The 25,505-nt window shown below is 70.1% G+C and carries 29 protein-coding genes and 1 tRNA gene; 24 read left to right on the top strand and 6 right to left on the bottom strand.

Features of this window, described 5'->3' with window-relative positions; genetic code table 11:
* Nucleotides 1-76 precede the first annotated feature (76 nt).
* The 9 genes from fdhD (at nucleotide 77) to FCN22_RS07500 (ending at nucleotide 11,089) form a co-directional block, all read left to right on the top strand.
* Nucleotides 77-940, top strand: a complete 864-nt coding sequence (gene fdhD, locus FCN22_RS07540) for a formate dehydrogenase accessory sulfurtransferase FdhD (protein WP_137120940.1) — start codon at nucleotides 77-79, stop codon at nucleotides 938-940.
* Nucleotides 941-963: 23 nt separating this feature from the next.
* Entirely contained in the window at nucleotides 964-3,780 is a 2,817-nt protein-coding gene (gene aceE / locus FCN22_RS07535; protein WP_137120939.1) for a pyruvate dehydrogenase (acetyl-transferring), homodimeric type, read from the top strand.
* Between the two features lie 132 nt (nucleotides 3,781-3,912).
* Nucleotides 3,913-5,115, top strand: a complete 1,203-nt coding sequence (locus FCN22_RS07530) for a PucR family transcriptional regulator (RefSeq protein WP_238384584.1) — start codon at nucleotides 3,913-3,915, stop codon at nucleotides 5,113-5,115.
* 183 nt (nucleotides 5,116-5,298) lie between these two features.
* On the top strand, nucleotides 5,299-6,477 hold the full coding sequence (locus FCN22_RS07525) for an acyltransferase domain-containing protein (RefSeq protein WP_137120938.1): 1,179 nt from the start codon (nucleotides 5,299-5,301) through the stop codon (nucleotides 6,475-6,477).
* A 5-nt stretch (nucleotides 6,478-6,482) separates the two neighbouring features.
* Nucleotides 6,483-7,517: a beta-ketoacyl-ACP synthase III gene (locus FCN22_RS07520; protein ID WP_137120937.1), complete on the top strand. Its 1,035-nt coding sequence runs from the start codon at nucleotides 6,483-6,485 to the stop codon at nucleotides 7,515-7,517.
* 84 nt (nucleotides 7,518-7,601) lie between these two features.
* On the top strand, nucleotides 7,602-7,850 hold the full coding sequence (locus FCN22_RS07515) for an acyl carrier protein (protein ID WP_137120936.1): 249 nt from the start codon (nucleotides 7,602-7,604) through the stop codon (nucleotides 7,848-7,850).
* Nucleotides 7,851-7,959: 109 nt separating this feature from the next.
* A complete protein-coding gene (gene fabF, locus FCN22_RS07510) occupies nucleotides 7,960-9,210 on the top strand; it encodes a beta-ketoacyl-ACP synthase II (protein ID WP_137120935.1) in 1,251 nt (416 codons plus the stop codon).
* 11 nt (nucleotides 9,211-9,221) lie between these two features.
* Nucleotides 9,222-10,658, top strand: a complete 1,437-nt coding sequence (locus FCN22_RS07505; RefSeq protein WP_137120934.1) for an acyl-CoA carboxylase subunit beta — start codon at nucleotides 9,222-9,224, stop codon at nucleotides 10,656-10,658.
* A 59-nt stretch (nucleotides 10,659-10,717) separates the two neighbouring features.
* Nucleotides 10,718-11,089, top strand: coding sequence for a hypothetical protein (locus FCN22_RS07500; protein ID WP_137120933.1), 372 nt, complete (start codon nucleotides 10,718-10,720; stop codon nucleotides 11,087-11,089).
* Nucleotides 11,090-11,137: 48 nt separating this feature from the next.
* Here the strand turns inward: FCN22_RS07500 and FCN22_RS07495 are convergent, their stop codons facing one another.
* The gene (locus FCN22_RS07495; protein ID WP_137120932.1) at nucleotides 11,138-11,653 is read right to left on the bottom strand and encodes a DUF3145 domain-containing protein; all 516 of its coding nucleotides are present in this window, start codon (nucleotides 11,651-11,653) and stop codon (nucleotides 11,138-11,140) included.
* A gap of 184 nt (nucleotides 11,654-11,837) precedes the next feature.
* On the opposite strand from FCN22_RS07495, the gene FCN22_RS07490 reads away from it, so the two are divergent.
* Nucleotides 11,838-12,494 carry an FMN-binding negative transcriptional regulator gene (locus FCN22_RS07490; protein WP_137120931.1) on the top strand — a complete coding sequence of 219 codons (657 nt, stop codon included), beginning with the start codon at nucleotides 11,838-11,840 and terminating at the stop codon, nucleotides 12,492-12,494.
* A 76-nt stretch (nucleotides 12,495-12,570) separates the two neighbouring features.
* Here the strand turns inward: FCN22_RS07490 and FCN22_RS07485 are convergent, their stop codons facing one another.
* Nucleotides 12,571-12,864, bottom strand: a complete 294-nt coding sequence (locus FCN22_RS07485) for a hypothetical protein (protein ID WP_137120930.1) — start codon at nucleotides 12,862-12,864, stop codon at nucleotides 12,571-12,573.
* 186 nt (nucleotides 12,865-13,050) lie between these two features.
* On the opposite strand from FCN22_RS07485, the gene FCN22_RS07480 reads away from it, so the two are divergent.
* Nucleotides 13,051-13,470, top strand: a complete 420-nt coding sequence (locus FCN22_RS07480; RefSeq protein ID WP_238384583.1) for a TIGR03668 family PPOX class F420-dependent oxidoreductase — start codon at nucleotides 13,051-13,053, stop codon at nucleotides 13,468-13,470.
* A 15-nt stretch (nucleotides 13,471-13,485) separates the two neighbouring features.
* On the opposite strand, the gene FCN22_RS07475 is transcribed toward FCN22_RS07480, so the two are convergent.
* On the bottom strand, nucleotides 13,486-14,010 hold the full coding sequence (locus FCN22_RS07475) for a 2'-5' RNA ligase family protein (RefSeq protein ID WP_137120929.1): 525 nt from the start codon (nucleotides 14,008-14,010) through the stop codon (nucleotides 13,486-13,488).
* Between the two features lie 43 nt (nucleotides 14,011-14,053).
* On the opposite strand from FCN22_RS07475, the gene FCN22_RS07470 reads away from it, so the two are divergent.
* Together FCN22_RS07470 and FCN22_RS07465 are read left to right on the top strand one after the other, a co-directional pair.
* Entirely contained in the window at nucleotides 14,054-15,802 is a 1,749-nt protein-coding gene (locus FCN22_RS07470; RefSeq protein ID WP_137120928.1) for a pyruvate dehydrogenase, read from the top strand.
* Between the two features lie 79 nt (nucleotides 15,803-15,881).
* Nucleotides 15,882-15,958: transfer RNA gene (locus FCN22_RS07465), tRNA-Ile, on the top strand.
* A gap of 33 nt (nucleotides 15,959-15,991) precedes the next feature.
* Here the strand turns inward: FCN22_RS07465 and FCN22_RS07460 are convergent.
* Both FCN22_RS07460 and FCN22_RS07455 read right to left on the bottom strand, forming a co-directional pair.
* Nucleotides 15,992-17,104, bottom strand: a complete 1,113-nt coding sequence (locus FCN22_RS07460) for a tyrosine-type recombinase/integrase (protein WP_137120927.1) — start codon at nucleotides 17,102-17,104, stop codon at nucleotides 15,992-15,994.
* Nucleotides 17,104-17,760, bottom strand: coding sequence for a helix-turn-helix transcriptional regulator (locus FCN22_RS07455; RefSeq protein ID WP_238384592.1), 657 nt, complete (start codon nucleotides 17,758-17,760; stop codon nucleotides 17,104-17,106). Before FCN22_RS07455 ends, FCN22_RS07460 begins: the two co-directional genes overlap by 1 nt.
* Nucleotides 17,761-17,878: 118 nt before the next feature.
* Here FCN22_RS07455 and FCN22_RS07450 point away from each other — a divergent pair, with 118 nt between their 5' ends.
* The 5 genes from FCN22_RS07450 to FCN22_RS07430 all read left to right on the top strand — a co-directional run bounded on the left by FCN22_RS07450 (nucleotide 17,879) and on the right by FCN22_RS07430 (nucleotide 19,484).
* Nucleotides 17,879-18,079, top strand: coding sequence for a DNA-binding protein (locus FCN22_RS07450; protein ID WP_137120925.1), 201 nt, complete (start codon nucleotides 17,879-17,881; stop codon nucleotides 18,077-18,079).
* Complete coding sequence (locus tag FCN22_RS07445; protein ID WP_137120924.1) at nucleotides 18,079-18,294, top strand: hypothetical protein; 216 nt, start codon at nucleotides 18,079-18,081, stop codon at nucleotides 18,292-18,294. The genes FCN22_RS07450 and FCN22_RS07445 overlap by 1 nt, the downstream gene beginning before the upstream one ends.
* Entirely contained in the window at nucleotides 18,291-18,551 is a 261-nt protein-coding gene (locus FCN22_RS07440) for a hypothetical protein (RefSeq protein WP_137120923.1), read from the top strand. The genes FCN22_RS07445 and FCN22_RS07440 overlap by 4 nt, the downstream gene beginning before the upstream one ends.
* Nucleotides 18,548-18,754: a hypothetical protein gene (locus tag FCN22_RS07435; protein ID WP_137120922.1), complete on the top strand. Its 207-nt coding sequence runs from the start codon at nucleotides 18,548-18,550 to the stop codon at nucleotides 18,752-18,754. Before FCN22_RS07440 ends, FCN22_RS07435 begins: the two co-directional genes overlap by 4 nt.
* Before the next feature lie 523 nt (nucleotides 18,755-19,277).
* Nucleotides 19,278-19,484: a hypothetical protein gene (locus FCN22_RS07430; RefSeq protein ID WP_137120921.1), complete on the top strand. Its 207-nt coding sequence runs from the start codon at nucleotides 19,278-19,280 to the stop codon at nucleotides 19,482-19,484.
* Between the two features lie 376 nt (nucleotides 19,485-19,860).
* On the opposite strand, the gene FCN22_RS07425 is transcribed toward FCN22_RS07430, so the two are convergent.
* A complete protein-coding gene (locus FCN22_RS07425) occupies nucleotides 19,861-20,205 on the bottom strand; it encodes a hypothetical protein (protein WP_137120920.1) in 345 nt (114 codons plus the stop codon).
* Between the two features lie 14 nt (nucleotides 20,206-20,219).
* On the opposite strand from FCN22_RS07425, the gene FCN22_RS07420 reads away from it, so the two are divergent.
* The 6 genes from FCN22_RS07420 (at nucleotide 20,220) to FCN22_RS07395 (ending at nucleotide 25,449) form a co-directional block, all read left to right on the top strand.
* Nucleotides 20,220-21,686 carry a terminase large subunit domain-containing protein gene (locus FCN22_RS07420; RefSeq protein WP_137120919.1) on the top strand — a complete coding sequence of 489 codons (1,467 nt, stop codon included), beginning with the start codon at nucleotides 20,220-20,222 and terminating at the stop codon, nucleotides 21,684-21,686.
* A gap of 9 nt (nucleotides 21,687-21,695) precedes the next feature.
* A complete protein-coding gene (locus tag FCN22_RS07415; protein WP_137120918.1) occupies nucleotides 21,696-23,009 on the top strand; it encodes a phage portal protein in 1,314 nt (437 codons plus the stop codon).
* On the top strand, nucleotides 23,006-23,593 hold the full coding sequence (locus FCN22_RS07410) for a hypothetical protein (protein WP_137120917.1): 588 nt from the start codon (nucleotides 23,006-23,008) through the stop codon (nucleotides 23,591-23,593). Before FCN22_RS07415 ends, FCN22_RS07410 begins: the two co-directional genes overlap by 4 nt.
* Complete coding sequence (locus FCN22_RS07405) at nucleotides 23,590-24,066, top strand: hypothetical protein (protein ID WP_137120916.1); 477 nt, start codon at nucleotides 23,590-23,592, stop codon at nucleotides 24,064-24,066. Before FCN22_RS07410 ends, FCN22_RS07405 begins: the two co-directional genes overlap by 4 nt.
* A 14-nt stretch (nucleotides 24,067-24,080) precedes the next feature.
* The gene (locus FCN22_RS07400; protein ID WP_137120915.1) at nucleotides 24,081-24,500 is read left to right on the top strand and encodes a hypothetical protein; all 420 of its coding nucleotides are present in this window, start codon (nucleotides 24,081-24,083) and stop codon (nucleotides 24,498-24,500) included.
* Nucleotides 24,501-24,609: 109 nt separating this feature from the next.
* Complete coding sequence (locus FCN22_RS07395) at nucleotides 24,610-25,449, top strand: phage major capsid protein (RefSeq protein WP_137120914.1); 840 nt, start codon at nucleotides 24,610-24,612, stop codon at nucleotides 25,447-25,449.
* Nucleotides 25,450-25,505 lie beyond the last annotated feature (56 nt).

Here is a 25,505-nt window from a genome sequence, read left to right as displayed (position 1 = left end):
TCTGGCCCGATGTTGCAAGCAGTCTGCTCGAACTGGGCCACCGACCCCGCCGCACCGGCTCCTCTAGAGTGGCCGGATGGGCCGAGTGACGACACGCGTACCGGCGAGACGGGTCGACCTGAGCGACCCGGGCGCGCCGGCGGTCGTCGGCCGTCCCGACACGCTGACCGTGGAGGAGCCCCTGGAGGTCCGCGCGGGCGGGGTCTCGATTGCGGTCACGATGCGCACGCCGGGCGACGACTTCGACCTGGCCCTCGGATTCCTGCTCAGCGAAGGCCTGATCAACGCCGCCGAGGACGTCATCCAGCTGATGCACTGCCTGGACGAGGACGAGTCGGGCCGCCCCACCTACAACGTCGTCGACGCCACCCTGGCGCCCGGTGTCCCCGCGCCGGAGCCCAGCTCGGCCCGCGCCCTGGTCACCAGCAGCTCCTGCGGCCTTTGTGGCAAGCGCACCATCGACGAGGTCCGCACCCGCAGCCGATATGCCGTCCGCGAGGATCGCACGCGTGTGGCGGCCGGCCTGCTGGTCGCCTTTCCGGAGGCGTTGCGCGCTCGGCAGAAGGTCTTCGACCGCACCGGCGGGCTGCACGCCGCCGGGCTGTTCACGGCCGACGGTGAACTCGTGTGCGTGCGGGAGGACGTCGGTCGGCACAACGCGGTCGACAAGGTGATCGGCTGGGCGGTCCGGGAGGGCCGCCTTCCCCTCACCGGGCACGTCCTGCAGGTCAGCGGCCGGGCCAGCTTCGAGCTCACCCAGAAGGCTCTGATGGCGGGCATCCCCATCCTGTCGTCGGTCTCCGCCCCCTCGAGCCTGGCCGTCGAGCTCGCGCAGGAGTCGGGCATGACCCTGGCCGGCTTCGTGCGCGACCCACGGCTGACGCTCTACGCCGGCGAGGCGAGAATCGTCATACCGGCCGGTAACCCTGCCCGACTATGAACAGCGAGCCCTTCGGGTAGAGGATGGAGGCCGCGTCGCCCGACGGCGGCGCTCGTCTGAGCGAAAGGACTCCCGTGGTGTCACGTGACCAGGCCGGCCCCATCCTCAACGGCATCCCGAGCCAGCTGCCGGACATCGACCCCGAGGAGACCGACGAGTGGCTGGAGTCGCTCGACGGCGTCATCGACGAGGGCGGCCGCACCCGCGCGCGCTACGTCATGCTCAAGCTGCTCGAGCGCGCCCGGCAGCGGCACGTCGGGGTCCCGTCGCTCACCACGACGGACTACATCAACACCATCGGTCCCGAGTCGGAGCCCTGGTTCCCCGGTGACGAGGACGTGGAGCGCACCTACCGCGCCTGGATGCGTTGGAACGCCGCCGTCATGGTCCACCGCGCGCAGCGGCCCGGCGTCGGTGTGGGCGGGCACATCTCCACCTACGCGTCGGCGGCCACCCTCTACGAGGTCGGCTTCAACCACTTCTTCCGGGGGCGCGACCACGAGGGTGGCGGCGACCAGGTCTACATCCAGGGCCACGCCTCACCCGGGATCTACGCACGGGCCTACCTGGAGGGACGGCTGACCGAGCAGCAGCTCGACGGGTTCCGCCAGGAGCACTCGCACGTCGTCGACGGCAAGCCGCTGGCACTGCCGTCCTATCCCCACCCGCGCAACATGCCCGGCTTCTGGGAGTTCCCGACCGTGTCGATGGGGCTCGGCCCGATGAACGCCATCTTCCAGGCGCAGTTCAACAAGTACCTGCACCACCGCGGCATCAAGGACACGTCGCAGCAGCACGTGTGGGCGTTCCTCGGCGACGGCGAGATGGACGAGCCCGAGTCGCGCGGGCTGCTGCACGTCGCCGCCAACGACGAGCTGGACAACCTGACCTTCGTGATCAACTGCAACCTGCAGCGGCTGGACGGCCCGGTGCGCGGCAACGGCAAGATCATCCAGGAGCTCGAGGCCTACTTCCGCGGCGCCGGGTGGAACGTCATCAAGGTCATCTGGGGCCGCGGCTGGGACCCGTTGCTCGCGGCCGACCGCGACGGCGCCCTGGTGCACATCATGAACCAGACGAGCGACGGCGACTACCAGACCTTCCGCGCCAACGACGGCGCCTACGTGCGCTCGCAGTTCTTCGGGCGCGACCCGCGGACCAAGGAGATGGTGTCCGACTGGTCCGACGCGGACGTGTGGTGGAAGCTCAAGCGCGGCGGCCACGACTACCGGAAGGTCTATGCGGCCTACAAGGCGGCGATGGAGCACACCGGTCAGCCGACGGTGATCCTGGCCAAGACCATCAAGGGTTACAGCCTCGGCAGCCACTTCGCCGGCCGCAACGCCACGCACCAGATGAAGAAGATGACGCTGGACGACCTCAAGGGCTTCCGCGACTCCCTGCGCATCCCGATCTCCGACGAGCAGCTGGAGAAGGACCCCTACCTGCCGCCCTACTACCACCCCGGCATGGACGACCCGGCCATCGAGTACATGATGGACCGGCGCCGGAATCTCGGCGGCTTCGTGCCCGACCGGAGGACCAAGGCCGAGCAGCTGCAGCTGCCGGACCACAAGGCCTACGCGCTGGCCAAGAAGGGCTCGGGCAAGCAGGAGATCGCCACGACGATGGCGTTCGTGCGGATCCTGCGGGAGATGATGCGCGACAAGGAGTTCGGCCGCCACGTCGTGCCGATCATCCCGGACGAGGCCCGGACGTTCGGCATGGACTCGTTCTTCCCGACGGCCAAGATCTACAACCCGCACGGCCAGAACTACACCTCGGTCGACGCCGACCTGATGCTCGCCTACAAGGAGTCCGAGAAGGGGCAGATCCTGCACCTCGGCATCAACGAGGAGGGCTCGGTCGCGGCCTTCACCGCAGCCGGCACGGCCTACTCCACGCACGGCATACCGATGGTGCCCGTCTACATCTTCTACTCGATGTTCGGCTTCCAACGCTCCGGCGACGCCATGTGGGCCGCGGCCGACCAGATGGCTCGAGGGTTCATGCTGGGTGCCACGGCGGGGCGCACCACGCTGACCGGTGAGGGACTGCAGCACGCCGACGGGCACAGCCTCCTGCTCGCGGCCAGCAACCCCGCGGTGGTGGCCTACGATCCGGCCTACGCCTACGAGATCGCGCACATCGTCGAGGACGGCCTGCGGCGGATGTACGGCGAGAAGCCCGAGGACATCTTCTACTACATCACCGTCTACAACGAGCCGAACGTGCAGCCGCCGGAGCCGGAGGACGTTGACGGCGAAGGCATCCTCAAGGGCATGTACCGCCTGAAGCCCGGCTCCGGTGAGGGCCTCGCCCAGGACGCCCCCCGAGCCCAGCTGCTGGCCTCCGGGGTCGGTGTGCCCTGGATCCTCGAGGCGCAGGAGCTGCTCGCCAAGGACTGGGGCGTGGTCGCCGATGTCTGGTCGGTCACCTCCTGGGGCGAGCTGCGGCGTGACGGCCTGGAGTGCGACGAGCGGCAGTTCCTGCACCCCGACGAGGAGCAGCGGGTGCCCTTCGTGACCCAGCAGCTGCAGGACGCCCCCGGCCCCGTCGTCGCGGTGTCCGACTGGATGCGGGCGGTGCAGGACCAGATCGCGCAGTGGGTGCCCGGCGACTTCGCCTCGCTGGGCGCCGACGGGTTCGGCTTCTCCGACACCCGACCGGCGGCGCGGCGCTACTTCCACATCGACGGCCCGTCGGTCGTGGTGCGGACGCTGCAGATGCTGGCCAGGCGCGGCGAGGTGGATGCCGCCGTGCCCGGGCAGGCGGCCGAGAAGTACCGCCTGCTCGACGTCACCGCCGGCACCTCCGGCAACGAGGGCGGCGAGTCCTAGACCTGCGCGCACCCTGCGCGCTTGTTGCTGGACGGAGGGCGTCACATTTCGCGCCCTTCCCCAGCAACAAGCGCGAGGGTGGGTGACGAGCGCGCCTCGCGCTTGTGGGCGGCATACAAATAGGCTGCGGGCATGGCCATGGCCCGATCGCGCACGTCCGCGGAGACCCGGCGCCGGGTGGAGCGCGGCGCCGGGGCCCTGTCGACCGAGGCGATCCGGCGGATGGAGACCGGGCACGACTGGTATCGCGCGCTCTCCGCGGAGGACCGGTCGTGGGTGGGTCTGGTCGCCCAGGCCGGCATCGGAGCCTTCGTCTCCTGGTACAAGGACCCCGACGAGCACCCGCACGTCACCGGCGACGTCTTCGGCACGGCGCCCCGGGAGCTGACGCGGTCGATCAGCCTCGGCCAGACCCTCGACCTGATCCGCTCGGTCGTCGACGTCGTCGAGGACGAGGTCATCGGGCTGGCCGCGCCCGGCGACGAGCAGGACCTGCGCGAGGCGGTGCTGCGCTACTCCCGAGAGGTTGCCTTCGCCGCCGCCCAGGTCTACGCCGACGCCGCCGAGGCGAGGGGTGCCTGGGACGCACGCCTCGAGTCCCTCGTCGTCGACGCCGTGCTCCGCGGCGAAGCCGACGACTCACTCCAGTCGCGCGCCACCGCACTTGGTTGGGGAGCGGTGAACGACGTTGCGGTGGTTGCAGGTTCGGCACCCTCGGGGAGCGCGGCCGGAGTCGTGGACGCTTTGCGGCGCGCTGCCTCACGACTGCACGTGGAGGCCCTCGCCGCGGTCCAGGGCCAGCGCCTGGTCGCGATCCTGGGCAACCTGACCGAGCCCGAGCAGAGCGTGAAGGCGCTCACCGGGCACTTCGACGAGGGACCGATCGTCATCGGCCCCACTGTGCCCCACCTCTTCGCGGCCGGCCGCTCCGCCCGGGCCGCCCTGTCGGGGCTGGCATCCGCGCGGGGCTGGCCGGAGGCCCCGCGGCCGGCCTTCGCCGACGACCTGCTGCCCGAACGGGTGCTGTCCGGCGACGGCACCGCACGGCGGACCCTCGTCGACCGCGTCTACCGCCCGCTCGCGTCGGCGGGCGGCGCCCTCTTCGAGACCGCGACTGCCTACCTCGACGGGGGCCGAGGGCTCGAGGCGGCCGCTCGGGCGTTGTTCGTCCACCCCAACACGGTGCGCTACCGGCTCGGTCGGATCGAGACGGTCACGGGCTATGACCTGACCTCCGCCCGGGACGCCCAGACCGTCTGGATCGCGCTGGCCGTGGGCCGTCTCGCCGAGCAGCCGCCGCGTGCCTGGCGCACCCCCGGGGCCGACCGGCCCTGAACCCGTTCCCGGCACCACCAGGCCCCAACGGAAACCAGCAGGCAGCCGCGCTCCCGGGGTGGGCACCCGGCATACCACCGGCCTCGCCGAGCACCACTTTGTAGGAAACCTCCAAATCGATGGTGAATTGTTGGTGCCATTCGGTCACGACTTGGTCACGATGGACCCGCGAGGCTGGGAAGCGTGCTCGTCATCGTCTGCCCCGGACAGGGCTCCCAGTCCCCCGGCTTCCTCGCCCCCTGGCTGGAGCTGCCCGGCTTCCGCGACCGCATGCAGTGGCTCTCCGCGGTGGCCGGCCTCGACCTCGTGGCGCACGGCACGCAGTCCGATGCCGCGACGATCAAGGACACCGCGGTGGCCCAACCGCTCATCGTCGGGGCGGGCCTGATCTCGCTGCTCGCGATGTTCGAGCACCCGGCCGACGGCTTCCGCAGCGTGGCCGGTGGCGCGGGGCACTCGGTCGGCGAGATCACCGCTGCGGCGGCGGCCGGCGTCATCACCGCCGAGCAGGCGATGGTCTTCGTCCGCGAGCGCGGTCGCGCCATGGCCGAGGCCAGTGCCGTCACCCCGACCGGCATGAGCGCCGTCCTCGGCGGGGACCCCGACGAGGTCGTCGCGACTCTCGAGCGGCACGGCCTCACGCCCGCCAACATCAACGGCTCCGGACAAATCGTCGCCGCCGGCACCATGGACGAGCTCGCCGCTCTCAAGGCGGATCCGCCGGCCAAGGCCCGGGTCATCCCGCTCCAGGTGGCCGGCGCGTTCCACACCCGGCACATGGCCCCTGCCGTCGAGGTGCTCGACGGTTATGCCCGCGCCATCTCCACCCACGATCCGCGTTCCCGCCTCGTCTCGAACCGGGACGGCCAGGTCGTCCACGACGGCCGCGAGTTCCTGCGCCGGCTCGTCGCCCAGGTGAGCAACCCGGTGCGCTGGGACCTCTGCATGGAGACCTTCAGGGACTTCGGCGTGACCGGTCTGATCGAGATCCCTCCCGCGGGGACGCTGGCCGGGCTGGCCAAGCGCGCACTGCCCGGGATCGAGATCCTGGCCATGAAGACCCCGGACGACCTTCCCGAGGTGCACCGGATGGTGCGCGAGCACGGTGAGCAGAACCCGCTCGCCGACAACCCGACGTGGCGGCTGGTGATCTCCCCGATCAAGGGCACCGTCAGCCTCGAGCACACCGTCGCCGGCACCGACATCTCCCCCGGTGCCGTCGTCGCGACCGTCAGCACGCTGCGCGACAGCCACCCGGTGAGCGCACCCTACGGCGGCCAGGTCATCGAGTGGCTGGTCGAGGACGGCGACCCCGTCTCGCCCGGCCAACCCCTTCTCCGCCTGCACCCGCAAGGAGCCTGATCCGTATGTCGACCCTCACCGACCGCCCGACGCTCACCACCGCCACGGGAGCGCAGTACGCGCGCCTCTGGGGCGTCGGTGGTTACCGCCCCGAACGAGTGGTCATGAACGCCGAGCTGGTGGAGGCGATCGACTCCTCGGACCAGTGGATCCAGGAACGTTCGGGCATCGTCTCGCGCCGCTACGCGGCCCCCGACGAGACCGTGGTCGACATGGCGGAGCACGCGGCCCGCGAGGCGATCGAAGCCGCCGGCATCACTGCCGACTCGATCGGTGCGGTGGTCATGGCTACCGTCACGCACCCCTACCAGACGCCCGCCGCGGCGCCGATCCTCGCCGACCGGCTCGGCATCCGCAGCGCCGCCTTCGACATCGGGGCCGCGTGCGCCGGCTACTGCCACGGCATCGCGCTCGCCGAGAACATGGTCCGGGGCGGCAGTGCCGAGTTCGTGTTGGTCATCGGGGTCGAGAAGCTGTCGGACTTCACCGACTTCCACGACCGCGGCACGGCGTTCATCTTCGGCGACGGCGCTGGCGCCGCGGTTGTCGGCCCCTCGGACACGCCGGGCATCGGCCCGACCATCTGGGGGTCGGACGGGTCCAACTACGACAAGATCGCCCAGCGCGACTCGTGGATCGAGGTCAAGGACTCCTGGACCGCGGTCGACGAGGAGAGCATCAAGTTCCCGGCCATCCTGATGCAGGGGCAGCCCGTCTTCCGCTGGGCCGTGTGGGGCATGGCCCCAGTGGCCCAGCAGGCGCTCGACGCGGCCGGCATCAAGGCGGACGACCTGGACGCCTTCATCCCGCACCAGGCCAACATGCGCATCATCGACGCGATGATCAAGCAGCTCAAGCTGCCCTCGGACATCCCGGTTGCCCGTGACATCGCCGAGACCGCCAACACCTCGGCCGCGTCGATCCCACTGGCCACCGAGCGGATGCTGCGCGAGGGGCAGGCGCCGCACGGCGGACTGGCCCTGCAGATCGGTTTCGGCGCCGGTCTGGTGTTCGCCGCCCAGGTCATCGTCCTGCCCTGACACACCCTCCCGTGGGCCCGGCGGGTAATCCGGGTCAGCCCAAGTGAATCCGCACGACACCCAACAGATACGAGGAGTTTGACCATGGCTCAGAGCGAGCAGGAGATCCTGGCCGGCCTTGCCGAGATCGTCAACGAGGAGACCGGACTCGAGACCGACTCGGTGCAGCCGGACAAGTCGTTCACCGAGGACCTCGACATCGACTCGCTGTCGATGATGACGATCGTCGTCAACGCCGAGGAGAAGTTCGGCGTCCGCATCCCCGACGACGAGGTCAAGAACCTCTCCACGGTGAAGGATGCCGTCAGCTTCATCCACAGCGCCCAGGGCTGACCCGCCGGTCGTCCGGCCCGAGCCAAGCGTGGCGGGCCGGACGACTGCCCCCGACCCCGACACCCCCTTCTTCGTCCCAGCACCCTGATCCCAAGGAGCAGATCCTCCGATGGCTACGCACCGCGAACCGCGCATTGTCGTCACCGGGCTTGGCACCACCAACCCGGTGGGCGGCAACACCTCCGAGACCTGGGAGGCCATCCTCGCCGGGCAGTCCGGTGCCCGGACCATGCCCTTCGACTGGGTAGAGAAGTACGAGCTTCCCGTCACCTTCGCCGCCATGGTCAAGCAGCATCCGAGCGAGGTCCTCAAGAAGGTCGAGACCCGCCGGCTGGACCCCTCGGCGCAGTATGCCGTGATCGCCTCCCGCGAGGCGTGGGCGGACGCGGGCGCCCCGGAGGTCGAGCCCGAGCGGCTCGCCGTCGCCATGGGATCCGGCATCGGCGGGGTCTGGACCCTGCTCGATGCCTGGAACACGCTGCAGGAAAAGGGTCCTCGCCGGGTCTTCCCGCTCACCGTCCCGATGCTCATGCCCAACGGACCTTCGGCCGCCGTGTCACTCGAGCTCGGCGCCCGCGCCGGCGCGCACACCCCCGTCAGCGCCTGTTCCTCGGGCGCGGAGGCCATGGGCTACGCGGCCGAGATGATCCGTTCCGGTCGTGCCGACGTCGTCGTCGCCGGAGGCACCGAGGCCGCCGTCCACCCCCTGCCCATCGCCGGCTTCGCGGCCATGCAGGCCCTGTCCAAGCGCAACGACGACCCTGCCGCCGCCTCCCGGCCCTACGACGTCGACCGCGACGGCTTCGTGCTCGGTGAGGGCGCCGGCGTCATCGTGCTCGAGTCGCTCGAGCACGCGCAGGCACGAGGGGCGAAGATCTACGCCGAGCTCGCGGCCGTCGGCATGTCGTCCGACGCCCACCACATCGCCGCTCCCGAGCCCCAGGGCGCCGGCGCCGCCCGCGCCATGCTGGAGTCACTCGAGCGTGCCGGCCTGAAACCGTCGGACGTCTCCCACATCAACGTGCACGCCACCTCCACCCCGGTGGGTGACATCGCCGAGTACAACGCCCTCAAGCTGGCGTTCGGCGATGCCACGGACGACGTGGCGGTGACCGCGACGAAGTCCATGACCGGGCACCTGCTCGGCGCGGCCGGGGCGTTGGAGACCGTGCTCACGGTGCTCGCTGTCCACCACCGCCTCGTACCCGCCACCATCAACCTCGACCACCAGGACCCCGAGATCCCGCTCGACGTGGTCACCGGTGGGCCCCGCAAGCTGCCGGCCGGCGACATCGCCGCCTTGAACAACTCCTTCGGCTTCGGCGGCCACAACGTCGCGCTCACGATCTGCAGCGTCTGATGCCGGCCCGGATGCCGAGCAGCGCCTCGCAGGCGGCGTCGGCAGCGGCCGGGCCCAAGGTCGGTCGCGAGGACGACCCGCGCAGGCCGCTGCTGCGGCTCGCGACCTTCCTCGACGACGGCAGCCTCCGGCTGCTCACCCCGCAGGACTCGAGCGGTGTGCTGGCGGCACAGGGCACCGTGCGCGGCGTCCCTGTGGTGGCCTTCGCGAGCGACGCGACCGTGCAGGGCGGCGCCATGGGGGTCGAGGGGTGCTCGGTGATCCTCACGGCCTACGAGAAGGCGCTGGCCGACCGGGTCCCGGTGGTCGGGCTGTGGCACTCCGGCGGCGCACGGCTCGCCGAGGGCGTCGTCTCGTTGCACGCCGTCGGCGAGGTCTTCGCGGTGATGACCCGTGCCTCCGGCGTCATCCCGCAGGTCTCCGTGGTGCTCGGCGCGGCGGCGGGCGGCGCGGCATACGGCCCGGCTCTCACCGACATCGTCATCCTCGGTCCGGACGGACGGATCTTCGTCACCGGCCCGGACGTGGTCCGTTCCGTCACCGGGGAGAACGTCGACGCGTTGCGCCTCGGCGGCCCCGAGCCGCACGGCCGCCGCTCGGGCGTGGTGCACGTGATCACCGAGACCACCGAGGAGGCCTACCAGCGCGCCCAGCTCGTCTGCGCGCTGTTCGGCGCCCAGGGTGAGCTCGACGTGTCGGCGGTGCGAGATCGCGACCTAATCGCCTTGTTCCCTGAGTCGCCGAAGAGGGCGTATGACGTGCACCCCGTGGTCGGCGCGATCCTCGACGAGGGCGAGACCCTGGAGCTGCACCCCAAGTGGGCGCCGAGCATCACCACGACCCTGGGCCGGTTCGGTGGGCGCACCGTGGGTGTGGTCGCGAACAACCCGATACGGCTCGGCGGCTGCCTCGACTCGTCCTCGGCCGAGAAGGCCGCCCGTTTCGTGCGGATGTGCGACGCCTTCGGCGTGCCGCTGCTCGTCGTCGTGGACGTGCCCGGCTACCTGCCCGGCGTCGGCCAGGAGTGGGACGGCGTGGTGCGCCGGGGCGCCAAGCTCTTGCACGCGTTCGCCGAGGCGACTGTCCCCCGGGTGACGCTGGTGACTCGCAAGGCCTACGGCGGCGCCTACATCGCGATGAACTCGCGCTCCCTCGGTGCGACCAGGGTCTTCGCCTGGCCGGGTGCGCAGGTGGCCGTGATGGGCGCAGTCGCGGCGGTGCGGATCCTGCACCGCCGCCGGCTGGCGGAGGTCGAGGAGGACGACCGCACCCGGGTCGAGAACGAGCTGGCGCAGGAGCACGAGGAGCTCAGCGGTGGCCTGCCACGCGCGGTCGAGATCGGCGTGGTGGACGAGATCATCGCCCCGGAGCGCACGCGGTCCGCGCTCGCGACCGCCCTCGCCCAGGCACCACGGCGACGCGGCCAGCACAACAACATCCCCCTGTGACCGCCCAGCGCGGCGGGCCCGGTGGGGCGACCGCGGTGGCCGGGGTTAGATTCGAAGGCATGGAGCAACAGAGCGTCGAGGTGGGGCGAGCCCAGGACGGGCCGATCCCTTGCCCGCAGTGCGGCAACCCCGATCCGTCCAAGATCATCAAGTGCCCGTACTGCCGCTACGTGCCCGGCACCAAACAGCTGCGCAAGGCGCCACCTGCGGCGGGCATCCACCGCCTCACGATCCCGGGCCTGTTCCTGGCCGGAGCCATCATCGAGCTCATCGCGCTGGCCCTGGTCGTCGCCGTGTCGGACACGGCAGGACCTTCACCGGCCGCGGCCATCGTCGTGTGGGCGCTGCTGGCGGTGGGCAGCGTGGTGCTCCTCGTGGCCTCGGTCGCCGCGGGCGTGTCCTTGGGGGTGCGCGCCAGCCGGGACGGCTGACACCCGCCTGCGGGCCCCGATGCGCCCGTGTCCTCGCGCCGTCGCTGCTCAGCCGACCTTGTGCAACCAGCGGACCGGTGCCCCTTCACCGGCATACCGGAACGGCTCCAGCTCCTCGTCCCACGCCCGGCCGAGCAGTCGATCGATCTCGGCGTGCAGCACCGTCACGTCGCCCTGGCTTGCCGCGACCGCGTGGCGCAACCGGTCCTCGTTGACGACGGCGTCGCCGCTCGCCGAGGTCCACGTGTGGTGGATGCCGAGGCTCGGGGTGTGTGACCAGCGGGACCCGTCGTTGCCGGGGCTCGCCTCCTCGCTCACCTCGTAGCGCAGGTTCTCCCAACCGCGCACGGCGCTGGCGAGGCGGGCGCCCGTGCCCGCCTCACCGGTCCACGAGAACTCGGTTCGCATCAACCCGGGCGCCAGCGGCTGCGGGGTCCAGTCGAGGTGGATCCGCGTGTCCAGCACGCCTTCGAGGGCCCAGGCGATGTGCGGGCACAGCGCAGTAGGGGTGGAGTGAATGAACACCACCCCGCGGGTCATGACTCGCGGCATCGCGACAGACATCCGGACCTCCTGTGTGCGAGGGACGTCTTCCCCAACGACCTCGTCCACGGTCCGGCGGGTGCCGGAGCCACCGGGCGCACCCGGCAGTGCCGCCCATTGTGCCTCATCCGCCACATCCGCACCAGCACCCCGCTCGCGTCGGCCTTCCGCGCTCCCCCGGCGACCTCGGTGGGAGACTGACCGCATGCTCGTGCACCCCTGGGACGCCGCAAGCAGCGACGAGGAGTGGCGGGCGGTGCTCCAGCATTTCGACTTCGGTCAGCTGATCGCGCCCGGCGGTCCCGACCGCGAGCTGCCCGTGGTCGTCCCGACCCACTTCATCTTCGACGGCGAGCACACCATCGAGCTGCACCTCGCGCGCCCCAACCCGGTATGGCGTGCCCTCGCCGAGCGTCCGCGGGCGCTGTTCACGGTGGTCGCCGACTACGTCTACGTCCCAGCGGCGGTCAACGCCGGCCAGGACGTCGCCGCGGAGCTGGGGGTCCCGACCAGCTACTACGCGGCGGTGCAGGTCAGCTGCGACGTCGAGGTGATCGACGAACCTGAGGAGAAGGCCGGCCTGCTCAATCGGCAGCTCGCCCACTTCGAGCCACCGGGTTCGGCCCGTCTCCCGGTGTCGACGGCGACCGACAGCGACCGACGCCTCCTACCCGGTATCCGAGGCATCCGGCTGTCCGGCACGCAGGTGAGGGCGAAGTTCAAGTACGGCGGCAACAAGACTCGCGAGCACCGCGAGGCCATCGCGGAGGCCCTCGCGGTACGCAACGGCTCGATGGACGACTCCGCACGCCGGCGGTTGCTCGCCCGGAGCGCGACCACTGAGGTGAGCGCACCGGACTGAGGTCCCGCGAGCCCATCACCAGCGCGGGACCAGGCTCGGGTGTGCGGAGCCTGGTCCCGGTGCACGATGGCTTTGCTCAGGCCGAGCGACGGTGTTCGACCGGCTCGGAGGTGCGCCGCCCGGGCGAGGCGGTCTCGGTCCTGATCCGCAGCCGGACCGGCGGCGTGAACAGCTCCGACTCCGGCGTGGGGGCCGGGGCGGGCGCCGACCGCCGTGCCAGGGTGAGGCGAGACCTCAACGTGGGCTGCTGCTGACGCTCCGAGGCCCGTCGTTCCTGCCGGGCCTGCTTGGCCAGACGGGACCGCTCGGCACGACGCAGGTCGTCCTGGTGGCGGGCCTCGGCCAGCTCCATGGAGATGAACGGGTGCATGTCGTGCTCCTTCCGATGCCGGCCGTTGCGACCGGGAGGGCCGCGGACTTCGTACCGACAACCAGCACGTTGCTCCGTAAGGCACCGTGCCCGGATCGGACAAAGTCCCTAAGTCCTCGTGAGGCGCGGGGACTCAGACCACCTCAGTGGGCCCCGGTGCCTCAGGCGGGCAGCTACGGTGCTCAGGTGGAGGCGACCGAACGCTGGCGACGGTTCTCGAGCGCGCGGGTCGCACGGATGGCCACGACGCGCTCCGATGGGCACCCTCACCTGGTGCCCATCGTCTTCGCCGTCGCCGAAGAGACGATCTTCACCTGCGTCGACGACAAACCCAAGACCACCCGGCGGTTGCGCCGGCTGGACAACATCGCGGCGACCGGCCGGGTGAGCGTTCTGGTCGACCACTACGAGGACGACTGGAGTGCCCTGTGGTGGATCCGCGCCGACTGCACGGCAGCGATCCTCGACCCAGCCGACCCCCTCGCCCGCTCTGGCCTCCGGTCCCTGGCCGCGAAGTACCCGCAGTATGCCGGGTCGCCGCCACCGGGCCCGGTCGTCGCGCTCCGTCCCACCGGGTGGCGGTCCTGGTCGGCTCGGCAGTGGTGAGTGCGCGCGAGCTGGTCACGGTATGCCGGGCAGCTCCCAGCTCTGGCCGGTGCCGCTGTCGATGAGTGCCGCCCGCTCGACGCGCACCGTGAGCGGCAGCGCGTCGGTCGCCATCCGCACCGCCACCGGCAGCAGCGCCCCCGTCGCGCGGGGCGACAGGGAGCAGTGCGGCACCCAGTCGCCGCGTCGGTAGTGCCGGTGCAGGGTCGCGCCGGTGCCCACGACCGCCTCCGAGACGGCTTCCTGGCGCTGCATGACCTCCGAGGTGACCGCCGGCACGAGGCAGGCCCGGCCCCGGGGAAACGCCACGACGCCGTGGAAGCGCAGCTCGAACGGTCCACCGTCCGGGAGGCGACCCAGGCGGTCTCGGACGGCTTCGAGGTCCCAGTCGAGCAACACGGCATACGAGATGTGCGGATGGTGCCGCCCGTGGGTGTGGCTCGCGAGGCTGCGGATCCCCTGTGCCTCCAGCGCTGCCCAGAGTCGGCGCAGGGCGGACTCACCTCGCCGGTCGAAGAGCAGGCACACCGCCAGTGACATGTCTCCAGCATCGCAGTGCACGGGGCGCATAGGATCCGTGGGCATGGCCAAGGAACTCGCGACCCAGCTCATCGAGCAGCTCCAGCAGGCCGGGGTGAAGCGGATCTACGGCATCGTGGGAGACAGCCTGAACCCGCTGGTGGACGCGGTGCGCAGGACCGGCGGCGCCACCCGGGGAGGCATCGACTGGATCCACGTGCGCCACGAGGAGGCAGCCGCCTTCGCCGCCTCCGCCGAGGCGCAGCTGACCGGGCGGCTCGCAGTGTGCGCCGGATCGTGCGGGCCGGGCAACCTGCACCTGATCAACGGCCTGTATGACGCGAACCGGTCGGGCGCGCCCGTCCTGGCCATCGCCTCGCACATCCCGAGCGCCCAGATCGGCACGGCCTTCTTCCAGGAGACCCACCCCGACCGGATCTTCACCGAGTGCTCGGTCTACTCCGAGCTGGTCAGCACCACGGACCAGGCGCCGCGAGTGATGCACAGTGCGATCCAGCACGCGGTCGGGAGGCGTGGCGTCGCGGTGGTCACGCTGCCGGGCGACATCGCGAGCCTCGAGGCAACCGCCCCGACGCCGCTGCAGACCGACTTCGTGCCGGCGACGGTGACGCCCGCCCCGGAGAGCGTCCAGCGGCTCGCCGACGCGATCAACGACGTGGACAAGGTGGCCATCTTCGTGGGCGCCGGCGCGGAGGGCGCGCACGACGAGGTGGTCGCGCTGGCCGAGCACCTGCAGGCCCCGGTCGGACACTCGTTGCGCGGCAAGGACTTCATCCAGTACGACAACCCCTACGACATCGGGATGACCGGGCTGCTCGGTTACGGCGCGGCGGCCGAGGGCATCGCGGACGCCGAGCTGCTGATCCTGCTCGGCACCGACTTTCCCTATGACCAGTTCCTGCCCGAGACCCGCACTGCCCAGGTCGATCGAGCCGCAGAGCACCTCGGACGCCGGACCGATGTCGATGTGGCCGTCCACGGTGACGTCCTTCCCACCCTCGCGGCCCTGATGCCGTTGGTGAAGCGCAAGAAGAACGGCCGGTTCCTGCGCCAGATGCTGAAGAAGCACGACCGGCTGATGAACAAGTCCGTGGGCGCCTACACCCGCAAGGCCGACCGGATCGTGCCGATCCACCCCGAGTATGCCGCGTCGATCCTCGACGAGGTCGCCGCCGACGACGCGGTGTTCACCGCCGACACCGGCATGTGCAACGTCTGGACGGCGCGCTACATCAACCCGCTGGGCACCCGCCGGCTGATCGGGTCGTTCCTGCACGGATCGATGGCCAACGCGCTGCCGCAGGCCGTGGGCGCGCAACTGACCTATCCCGACCGCCAGGTGATCTCCGTCTCCGGCGACGGAGGGCTGTCCATGCTCATGGGCGAGCTGGTCACCGTGGCCACGCACCGGTTGCCGCTCAACGTGGTGGTGTTCAACAATTCCACGCTCGGCATGGTGAAGCTCGAGATGTTGGTGGACGGTCTGCCCGACTTCGGGGTCGACGTGCCCGACACCAACTACGCGGCCGTGGCCGAGGCCTTGGGCTTCCACGCCGTCCGGGTCGTCAAGCCACGCGACCTCGAGGACGCCTTCCGGGACGCGTTCGCCCACCAGGGTCCCTCGCTGGTCGAGGTGATCACCGATCCGCAGGCGCTGTCGATCCCGCCGAAGATCTCCGGCACGCAGGTGTTCGGCTTCGCGACGGCGATGTCCAAGGTGGTGCTCAACAAGGGCGCCGGCGAAGTCGTGAGCATGGCGCGCAGCAACCTGCGCAACATCCCCCGCCGCTGAGGAGCCGCGCGAGAGTGCGAGGGCCGAGATGTTCTATCGTTGCCCGGTGGCTCGCAGGTCCCCTCTGTCGACGCCTCACGGGGCAGTAGCTCAGTCGGTTAGAGCAGCGGACTCATAATCCGCCGGTCGTCGGTTCAAGCCCGACCTGCCCCACCAGCCGGATTCCCTTGCACTGTGAGGGAATCCGGCTCACGCTCCCGTGTGCCGGATCTTCACCACATCGGCGTCAGTACCCACTTTGTACACACGGGCCTCGTCCATGCGGTCCGCGACCCCGTCGAGGTCGTCCTCGAAGAGGCCCGAGTACACGTCCAACGTCATGGCCGCGCTCTGGTGTCCCAGCATCCTCTGGACGGCCTTCACATTGGCACCCTGGGACACCGCGAGGCTGGCCGCCGTGTGCCGCAGCTCGTGAGGCGTCAGGCCCTCCAGTCCGGCCGCGGTCGCCGCCGCGTCGAACACGTCGCGCCTGAAGTTCATGTTCCGCAGCACCGCGCCCAGCCTCGTGGTGAAGACGAGGTCCTCCGGGTCCTTGCCGGCCTTCCACTCCTCCAGCTCATCGACGAGCGACCTCGGGATAGGGACCGATCGGCGCTGGTGGCTCTTCGGCGTGCCCCACTCCAGCACCCCGGCGACCTCGGTCACCGACTCCGCAACCGTGATCCGCCGCCGCATCGTGTCGACCCGCTTCACCCTCAGCGCCGCCAACTCACCCCACCGCAACCCGCAGAACGACAGCGTCAAGATGACGGTGCGCCACTCCCCCGCCGCATCGGCCAGCGCCTCGACCTGCTCGAGGGTGAGGAACCGCTTCTCCGACGAGGCCGCCTTCGGCAGCTTCACCCCGGCCGCCGGGTTCTTGCCGATCTTGTCGCTCCGAACCGCCGTCTCCATGAGCAGCGAGAACACCCGGTACGCCTGCCTGACGCTGGAGGCTGACAACGTCTTCCCGAGGTCGGACACCCAGCCCTGGACCTCGAGGAAGTCCACGTTGGACAGCCGCACGCCGCCCCACCGTGGAAGGATCTGCACCCTGAGCAGGCCCTCATACCTGGCGCGCGTCGACGCCTTCAGGTGGCCCTGTGCATCGAGCCACTTTCGTGCCCACTCCCCCACCGTCGTGTTGCCGGCGCGGGGGTCCCGGTAGTCGCCGCGCCGAATGTCCGTGATGATCTCAGCCATGTAGACGACCGCGTCGTCCTCCGACCTGAACGTCTTCGCCTTCTGCTTGCCGTTCGGGTCCCGGTAGCGCACGAGCCAGCGGTCCGACCCGCCGACGAGACGCTTCTCGATGGTTGCCATCAGTCCGCCCTCGATTCCCAGAAGCCGGGCGAGTAGATCTCGACCAGGTCGGCTACGGACATCGCCTTGAAGCGGGCGGGGACTCGATGCTTCCCGACGACTGCCCGGACGAACCGCTCGTCGGGTGTGAGCGTAACCTCCGGGAGGACCCTGTCCCCGATGAAGACGGCGTCTGCGAAGGGACCCACGAGAGTTCTGGTCGTGTCCGGTAGCGCGTCGTCGACGCGCACCAGCTCGGTCAGCAATGCAAGGCCGGCAAGGGCTCGGTCCGACCGTTCTCCGTTGTCCAGCAGAGAACTGACGTGAGACGCCATCTGGTGCGAGTTATCGAACATCTCGCCGGTGGCCCTCCAAGCACCGCTGGTGAGGCTGAGCACGCCCCACAGCAGTCCTCGCGCCTCTGTCCTGCGCCACCCCTCCATTGACCTCGACATAGAGTCGATCTCGGAGTCGAGTAGTTCGGCGAGCGCGTACGCCTCATCGAGCCGGACGGGACGCTTGCCATCCTCGATGCGCTGAATCGTCTGTTGGTGGAACGGGAACCCGCGCTCCTTCATCTCCCGCGCAAGGTCGGTCTGTGTCCAGCCCTTGCGCTCGCGCAGCCGATTCACCGAGCCCGCGAAGACCGCTTCCCTTGAGTCCTGTTGAACGTCCATGAGGAGCACGATACAACGATATGTAGGTGTGCGTCCACACGTTGGTTGCGAATCAGGGCCACCTATGGGCACAATGGTTTGTAGGTGACCGTCACCGCATTGATGTTGAGGAGGAGCGATGGCCCGTCGCATCATCACTCTCGAGCAGGTCAGCGAACGCACCGGCGTCGCGCTGAACACCCTCCGCTACTACCGCGCCACTGGCAAGGGAGGCCCCAAGACCTTCCGGCTCGCCGGCCGAGTCGTGGCCGACGCCGACGACGTAGACGCCTGGATCGAAGAGGCGTACGCCGCGGCCGACGACAAGGCGTCAGCCTGATGACCGGCATACGACATGAGCGTGCCCCCGCCGCGCGGCAACGCGACGAGGGCACCGTCGAGACTCACATGGCAGCTCGTCTCGGCATCGAACCTACCGACCTCACCGACCTTCTGCGGAACCGACCCGCGCCCGCCCCTCCGGCCGCAGTCCGGGCCGCGTGGATCGAGCGCAAGCAGGCGATGGTGCGGGCGATCGAGGACGCCGCTCGGTGAGCGCCCTGGACCGGCTGAGCCGCGACTTTCTCGACGGATACCTCAGTGGCTTCACTGCTGGCGTCGACCGTGGCTTCGAGCTGGCCGAGCAGGAGATGGGCGACCTGCAGCGCCGAGCTGCTGAGGTCGTGCACGGTATGGCGATCCTCGACCCGTGGCCCGCGCAGGTCGCCAGAGCGCAGCAGGCACAACGGGATGCCGTCGCTCGGTTCCGAGCCGCGTGTGCCGCTCAGAGGGAGCGGGGCGATGCCGCGTGAAGATCACCATTGCCGACGAGGGCAGCGTGCGCTACGTGACGCTACGTGGACCACTGCGGGACTTCCTCATCCGCCACAAGGTGCCCGCGATGCACAACAACCGGACCCGCGGATGGGCACTCCGCAGAGAGCGGCTGGCGGACGTGCTCGCGCTGGCTGAGGCCGAGGGCCACCAGGTGCGCATGATCGGTGGTGACCGATGAGCAGGCCGTGGGCACGTCACTATCAGGACGACTGGCAGGCCCGCTCGGGTGACCGCCGACTCCCCTACTGGCTCCGAGTTGCCGCCGCAGGCTACGGCGTCCACGGCGAGAACGGACACGCCACATTCAAGCGAGGGCAGCTCGCGCTCATCCTCGCCACCGTCGACCCCGACACGGGCGAGGTCCAGCCCTACAGCAACGTTGGCCGCGCAATCTCAGATGCCGTCGAGTACGGCTGGCTCGAGGAAGGTTCCTACTGGGGATGCCTCATCGTGCCGGCACACAGCATCCGCCGAGGCGACCTGCTCAAGAGGCCCAAGCCCTGTCCGCTCGCCAAGAGACACGCCCGAGCGCGTTACGCGAAGCGCTCACTCAGTGAGGGATTCGACCCCCATTCATCAACACCAGATGAGCGCTTCGCAGCCCGAACCGCTCACTCAGTGAGCGGTTCCACGCTCACGCCCCTCTGTTCTGACTCTGTCACCCAGCCGCCCTCACAGCCGCTCCCGCGAAGGGAAGCCTCATGAACATCAAGTTCCGCCGCGTCCTCAGTGTCCGGGCCAAGTCGCCCGGCGTCGTCCTCGCCACCGTGGACGACCAGCTCGTGCGCTGGCAGCCGGGTGAGGGCTGGACCTGCGACTGCGACGAGGACCAGTTCCCCGACTGCCCGCACATGCCGGCCGTCGAGAGCCTGCTCGACCCGCGAGTCCTCGGAGCCGACGATGCGTAGGCCGTGCATCGAGTGTGGCGAGCCGACCAGCTCGACCCGCTGCCCGGAGTGCAAGCCACCGGAGAACCAGCTCACCGCAGCGCAGCGCGGCTACGGCAACGCCTGGACGCGGCTGTCCCGGCGAGCCCGGAAGCTGCAGCCGTGGTGCACCGACTGCGGCACCACGGAGAACCTGACGCTGGACCACCTGCCATCGGCGTGGACCCGCAAGGCAGCAGGGAAGACCATACGGCTCGGCATCGACGCCGAGGTCGTGTGCGCGCCCTGCAACCAAGCCCGCGGACCCGCACGCGGACCATCGGCGCGCCGCCTTGACACCAGGGCCGGTGCTCCCCCTCGGGGGCCAGCAAGACCACTGGAGAAGGCACAGACACCGTTACAGTCCGCGACACGCCGCGATCACGGCGAGCAATGCGGCGACCCACACGAGCGCCCAGCCGATGAAGTGCGCCCACGTTTGCCGTCGCCTGGCCCTCCACCCCGGCTCGTCGTCCGCGACGTAGCGGTTGGCGGGTTCGAAAGCCCTGGCGGCCGTCGCGAGGTCCCGCTTGTCATCGGGAAGAGCGCGCACGTCCTCGATCCCCTGACGCAAGAGCTCGTCATGTCCGGCCCGAACGGTGCTGTCTTCTGCAGCGTGTTTGCGCAGGAGTCCCCGGAGAGCAACCAGAGCTTGGATCGTCGACCCGGCCAGAAGTGCGACGGCGGAGAGCAATGCGAGCATCCCCGGAGCATGCCATGAGAGCGGGTCCCAAGGCGGCCGTTGATCCCTCTCCGCTGCCGTTCAGGCCGCGGACGACGGTGCCCTCGGAGCGGTTCGAGAAGTTCTGTACCCGGTTCGTGGTGACGCCGAAGGGCACCGGAGCCCGCAAGGCGATGCGCCTCCGTCCGTGGCAGGTCGAGCTCGTGGCGTCGGTCTTCGATGCGCAGCCGCGTCCGCGTAGCGCCGGCTGGATGATGCCGAGAGGTCAGGGCAAGTCCACGCTCGTGGCCGCGCTCGGTCTGTTCGACCTGTTCCTCGGTGAGGAAGGCGCGTCCGTCGTCGTGGCAGCGACCGACGAGAGGCAGGCCGGGATCGTCTTCAAGACGGCCGCCCGCATGGTGGAGCTGTCCGAAGACCTATCGAGCCGCTGTCAGGTCTTCAAGGGCCAGCTCTACATCCCCGAGCGCGGGGCGACGTTCCAAGCCCTGCCGGCCGAGCCCAAGCGGCTCGAGGGACTGGACCCGACGCTCGCCATCCTGGACGAGATCGGCGTGATCTCCCCCGACGTGTACGAGGTCGTGGCGCTCGCGCAGGGCAAGCGGGAGACCTCCACCCTGCTCGGCATCGGCACACCCGGCCCGGACCCTCACACCGGCGTCCTGGCCGACATGCGAGCGTATGCCGCCAGCCACCCCGACGACGCATCGTTCGTCTGGCGGGAGTTCAGCGCGGACGGCTTCACCGATCACCCGGTGGAGTGCGAGCACTGCTGGAGCCTGGCCAACCCTGCACTGGACGACTTCCTGCACCGGGACGCGATGACCGCCCTGCTGCCGCCGAAGACCCGCGAGGCCACCTTCCGGCGAGCCCGGTTGTGCCAGTTCGTCACCGACACCACCGGAGGGTTCCTGCCGCCCGGCGTCTGGGAGGGCCTGTCCACCGGCGAGCCGATCCCGGACGGTGCAGACGTGGTGCTCGCCCTGGATGGCAGCTTCAGCGACGACACGACCGCGCTACTGCTCGCCACGGTGGGCACCGAGCCGCACTTCGACACGCTGCAGGTCTGGGCACCCGTTGACGGCGAGCGGGTGCCGGTGGCCGAGGTCGAGCAGACCATCCGCGACGCCTGCCGCCGCTGGCACGTCGTGGAGATCATCGCCGACCCGTTCCGCTGGACCCGCACCCTGCAAGCCCTGGAGGCCGAGGGCCTGCCGATCGTGGAGTTCCCGCACTCCCCCAGCCGCCTGACCGCCGCCACCGGAGACCTCTACTCCGCTGCCGTCAACGGGCGGATGACGCACTCCGGGGAGCCCACCCTGGCCGCGCACGTGGCCGCCGCGGTGGTCCGCGAGGACGCTCGCGGCATCCGCCTGGACAAGTCCTCCCGCTCCCGCATCGCCCGCAAGATCGACCTTGCCGCCTGCCTCGTGATGGCCCACTCCCGCGCCACCTGGCGCGCAACCCGCAAGTCCCGCAAGAAGACCCGTTCGTTCGCTGCCTGAGGAGGCACCATGCCCGACAACCCGCTACTGACCACCCTGCTGCAGAAGCTCGATGAGCCGGCCGCCCGGTTCGCACGGCTCGACCGCTACTTCGACGGCACCCAGCCGCTCACCTACCTGTCCCCCGACGCGAGGAAGGCCCTCGGGGACCGCCTCACCGCCGTGTCGGTCAACGTGCCCCGGCTGCTCGTGGAGTCCGTCGCGGAACGCCTGCGGGTGACCGGGTTCACCGGCATCGACCTGTGGACCGACTGGCTCGCCAACGACCTGGACCAGACCTCCCACATCCTGCACCGCGAGGCCCTGTGCCTCGGTTCGGCATACGCGATCGTCTGGGCCGCCGAGGGCCGCCCCAACGTGAGCGTCGAGTCCGCCCGTCAGGTCACCGTCGCCACCGACCCCGGCACCCGCCGCACCGTGGCAGCGCTCAAGCGCTGGGAGACGAAGACGACCACCGAGGCCGTCCTGTTCGAGGCCGACCAGATCACCCGGCTACGGGCCAACTCCACCGGCGCGACCACGGCCGGCTTCCGCGTCATCGAGACCCTGGACAACCCCCTCGGTGTCGTCCCGGTCGTGAGGTTCGCCAACCGGACCCGGCTGCTGGAGGACGGCCGCTCCGAGATGGCCGACGTGCTCGACCTGACCGACGCCGTGGTGAAGCTGACGACCGACATGCTCGTGTCCAGCGAGTACACCGCCCGCCCGCGCCGGTTCGCCACCGGCGTGGAGCTCGAGGAGGAGGACGTGCTCGACGCGGACGGCAACCCCACCGGCGAGACCGAGAGCGTGAACCCGATCCCCGAAGGCTCGCGGGCGATGGTGTCCGAGAACCCCGAGGCCAAGTTCGGACAGCTGCCCGGCTCGGACCTGTCCGGCTACGAGAACGCGATCGGCGTAGTCATGCGCCAGATATCGGCCGTGTCCGGCCTGCCCGAGCACCTGCTCGGCATCGGCGGGGACAACCCGCAGTCCGCGGACGCCATCCGGGTCAGCGAGGCCGCACTCACCGCCCGCGCCGAGGCCCGGCAAGCATCGTTCGGCAGGGCGTGGGAGGAGGTCGCCAAGCTGATGGTGGCCGTCCGTGACGGCCTCGCCCCCGAGGCCGTGCATCCGCGCATCGCGTGGGCCGACCCCTCGACCCGCTCCGTGGCGCAGGAGGCCGACGCCGTGGTGAAGCTGTTCAGCGCCGGCCTGCTGCCCGCCTCCACCGCCCTGGCCCGGCTCGGGTACTCCGAGCAGGAGATCACCGAGATCCGCACCGCCCGCCGCAGCGAGGCCCTGGACGTGGCCGGCACCGACCTGAGCAGGCTCCTCTCATGACGTACGAGGACCACCTGCGCAAGCTGTCCGAGGGCACCGCGAAGACCACCGCGGCCGTCCTCGCGTCCTGGCGGGAAGGACTGCTCGACCAGGGCGACTTCCTCGACCTCACGGCTGGCTTCATCGCCACCGGCAACGCGCAGGGCCGAGCCCTCGCCCTGCTCGCCCTCCGCGGCTACCTGGAAGCCGCCACCGGCACCCCCGAGCCCGTCGCGATCCCGGCCGCAACCGACGACCGACCCCGGCTGTCCAAGGCCCTGCGGACCATCGTGGACGCCGACGACGACACGACCATGAGGCTGCACCGCCTCGCGTCCAACGAACCCATACAGGCCGCCACCGGCGCGTTCAACGACGGCATGGCCGCCCACCCCCGCATTGAGGGCTGGACCCGCGGACTGGAGTCCGGGGCCTGCCAGCTCTGCCGGTGGTGGTGGCGCGACGGCCGCGTCTGGCGAGCCGACCACGCGATGCCCCGGCACACCGGGTGCGTCTGTCACCCGATCCCCACCGTGACCACGACCAGCAACTACCAGACCGCGAGGCAAGCCGCCGACCGGCACCGAGAAAGGACAAGCGCATGACCGACCCGACCACCACCGAGGAGACCGTCACCGAGCCCGTGGAGGCCCCGGAGACCGACGAAACGACCGAGGAGACGCGGGAGGAGCCCCCGGAGGCCCCAGAGGGCACGCAGCAGCCCGAGGAGCAGCCCGAAGAGGAGGAGCCCGAGACCTTCCCCCGGTCCTACGTCGAGAAGCTGCGCAAGGAGAACGCCGGATACCGCGAGCGCGCCCAGCGCGCAGACGATCTCGCCGCCGCGCTCTGGACCTCCCGCGTGAGCGCCACCGGCCGCCTCGCAGACCCCACCGACCTGCCCATGCCCGAGCAGGCCGACCCGCTAGACGCCGAGGCCGTCACGGCAGCCGTGGACGACCTGCTCACCCGCAAGCCCCACCTGGCAGCCCGGCGCGTCACCGGCGACGTTGGACAAGGCGTGAGCGGACGCTCGGCTACGGTCGACCTGGCCGGCATCCTCCGGTCACGAGCGAGCTGAGAGAGGGAGACGACATGCCAGAGAGACACCCCGGACGGATCGAAACCCCGGAGGATCCCACCGCGGAACTGAGGATCGTCAAGGCCATCCCGCCGGATCTAGAGAAGGCGCCATCCCGGAACTGGAGCGGCGATGAAGGCAAGTACACCGTCCATCTCCAACTGTCCCGATCGGTAACGCCGTACGAGAAGAAGGCATTTGAACAGGTCGGCAAGAGGATGCGCGTCTATGGATCCACCCTCGAGATTTCCAACACCACTCTTGAGGAGATCCGGGACAAGACAGGTGAGTTATCCAGAGTGGTCCAGCAGGCCGAGGAACGTGGCCGCGCCATGCAGGAGGAGCACGAAGAGCGTGCGCGCGAGTCGAAGAGAGAGCGCGCCGAGGAGTCGGATCGACTGCGCAAGCTCTCTGAAGAGATCACGTTCGACTGACACCCCCTAGGGGTATATGCTCAAGGGGCAGGCCCGGCGCCTGCCCCTTCGGGTGTCCCGGTGGCTCTCGTGAATCAAGCACTCATGACTCACGATTGGAGCCCCGGCAATGGTTGCCGACACCACCAGCACCGCATCCCTCATCCAAGAGCAGGTCTCCTCGCTGCTCGTCCAGCCGCTCGAGGCCGCGTCCGTGGTCCTCGCCGCCGGCCCGCGCATCTTCGACAGCTCGGAGCCGCTGCGCATCCCCAAGATCACCGCCGGCATCACGGCCGGGTTCGTCGCCGAGAACGCCGAGATCCCCGAGGGCGACGTGGCGTTCGGCGAGATCATGCTCATGCCGTCTGACCGGAAGAGCATCAAGGCGATCACCAAGTTCAGCAACGAGGCCCTGCGACAGTCCACCGTTGGCCTGGACGCCGTACTCAAGGCCCGCCTCGTGCATGACGTGGCCGCCGCCCTGGACAGCGCGCTCCTGACCGGCACCGGCACGACCAAGAGCATCACCGGGATCACCAAGCAGACCGGCGTTTCCACCGGCGTCCTCGACGCCACCAGCCCGGACAGCATCCTGGACGCGCTCGGCACCGCCGCCGCCAACGAGGTGGAGCCCAACCGGCTGTTCGTCTCCTCGGCCGACTTCACCACCCTGAGGAAGGTCAAGGCGTCCGGCACCGGCGAGTACATGGTCCAGCCCGACGTGACCGGCGCGGCCCGCTACCAGTTGTTCGGTGTCCCGGTCACGGTCACCAACAAGCTGCCCACCGGCACCGCGGTCCTCGCGGACATGTCTCAGGTGGCCGTCGTGCGCGACCTGGCCCCCTCGGTCACGGTCCTGTCCGAGCGCTACGCCGAGTTCGACCAGCAGGCCATCCGCGTGGTCACCCGCTACGACCTCGGACTGCTGCACCCCGAGGGCGTCGTCGTCCTGACCGCCGTGGCTCCCTGACCGGACCCGCAGACTTCCCCCGTGCCGTCGCTGAGCTGCAGGCGGCACGGGGGAAC

The organism is Segeticoccus rhizosphaerae (genome assembly GCF_005222685.1).
Taxonomy (GTDB): domain Bacteria; phylum Actinomycetota; class Actinomycetes; order Actinomycetales; family Dermatophilaceae; genus Segeticoccus; species Segeticoccus rhizosphaerae.
Note: the sequence above shows the minus strand (reverse complement) of the source record. Positions and strands in the feature narration are given on the sequence as shown.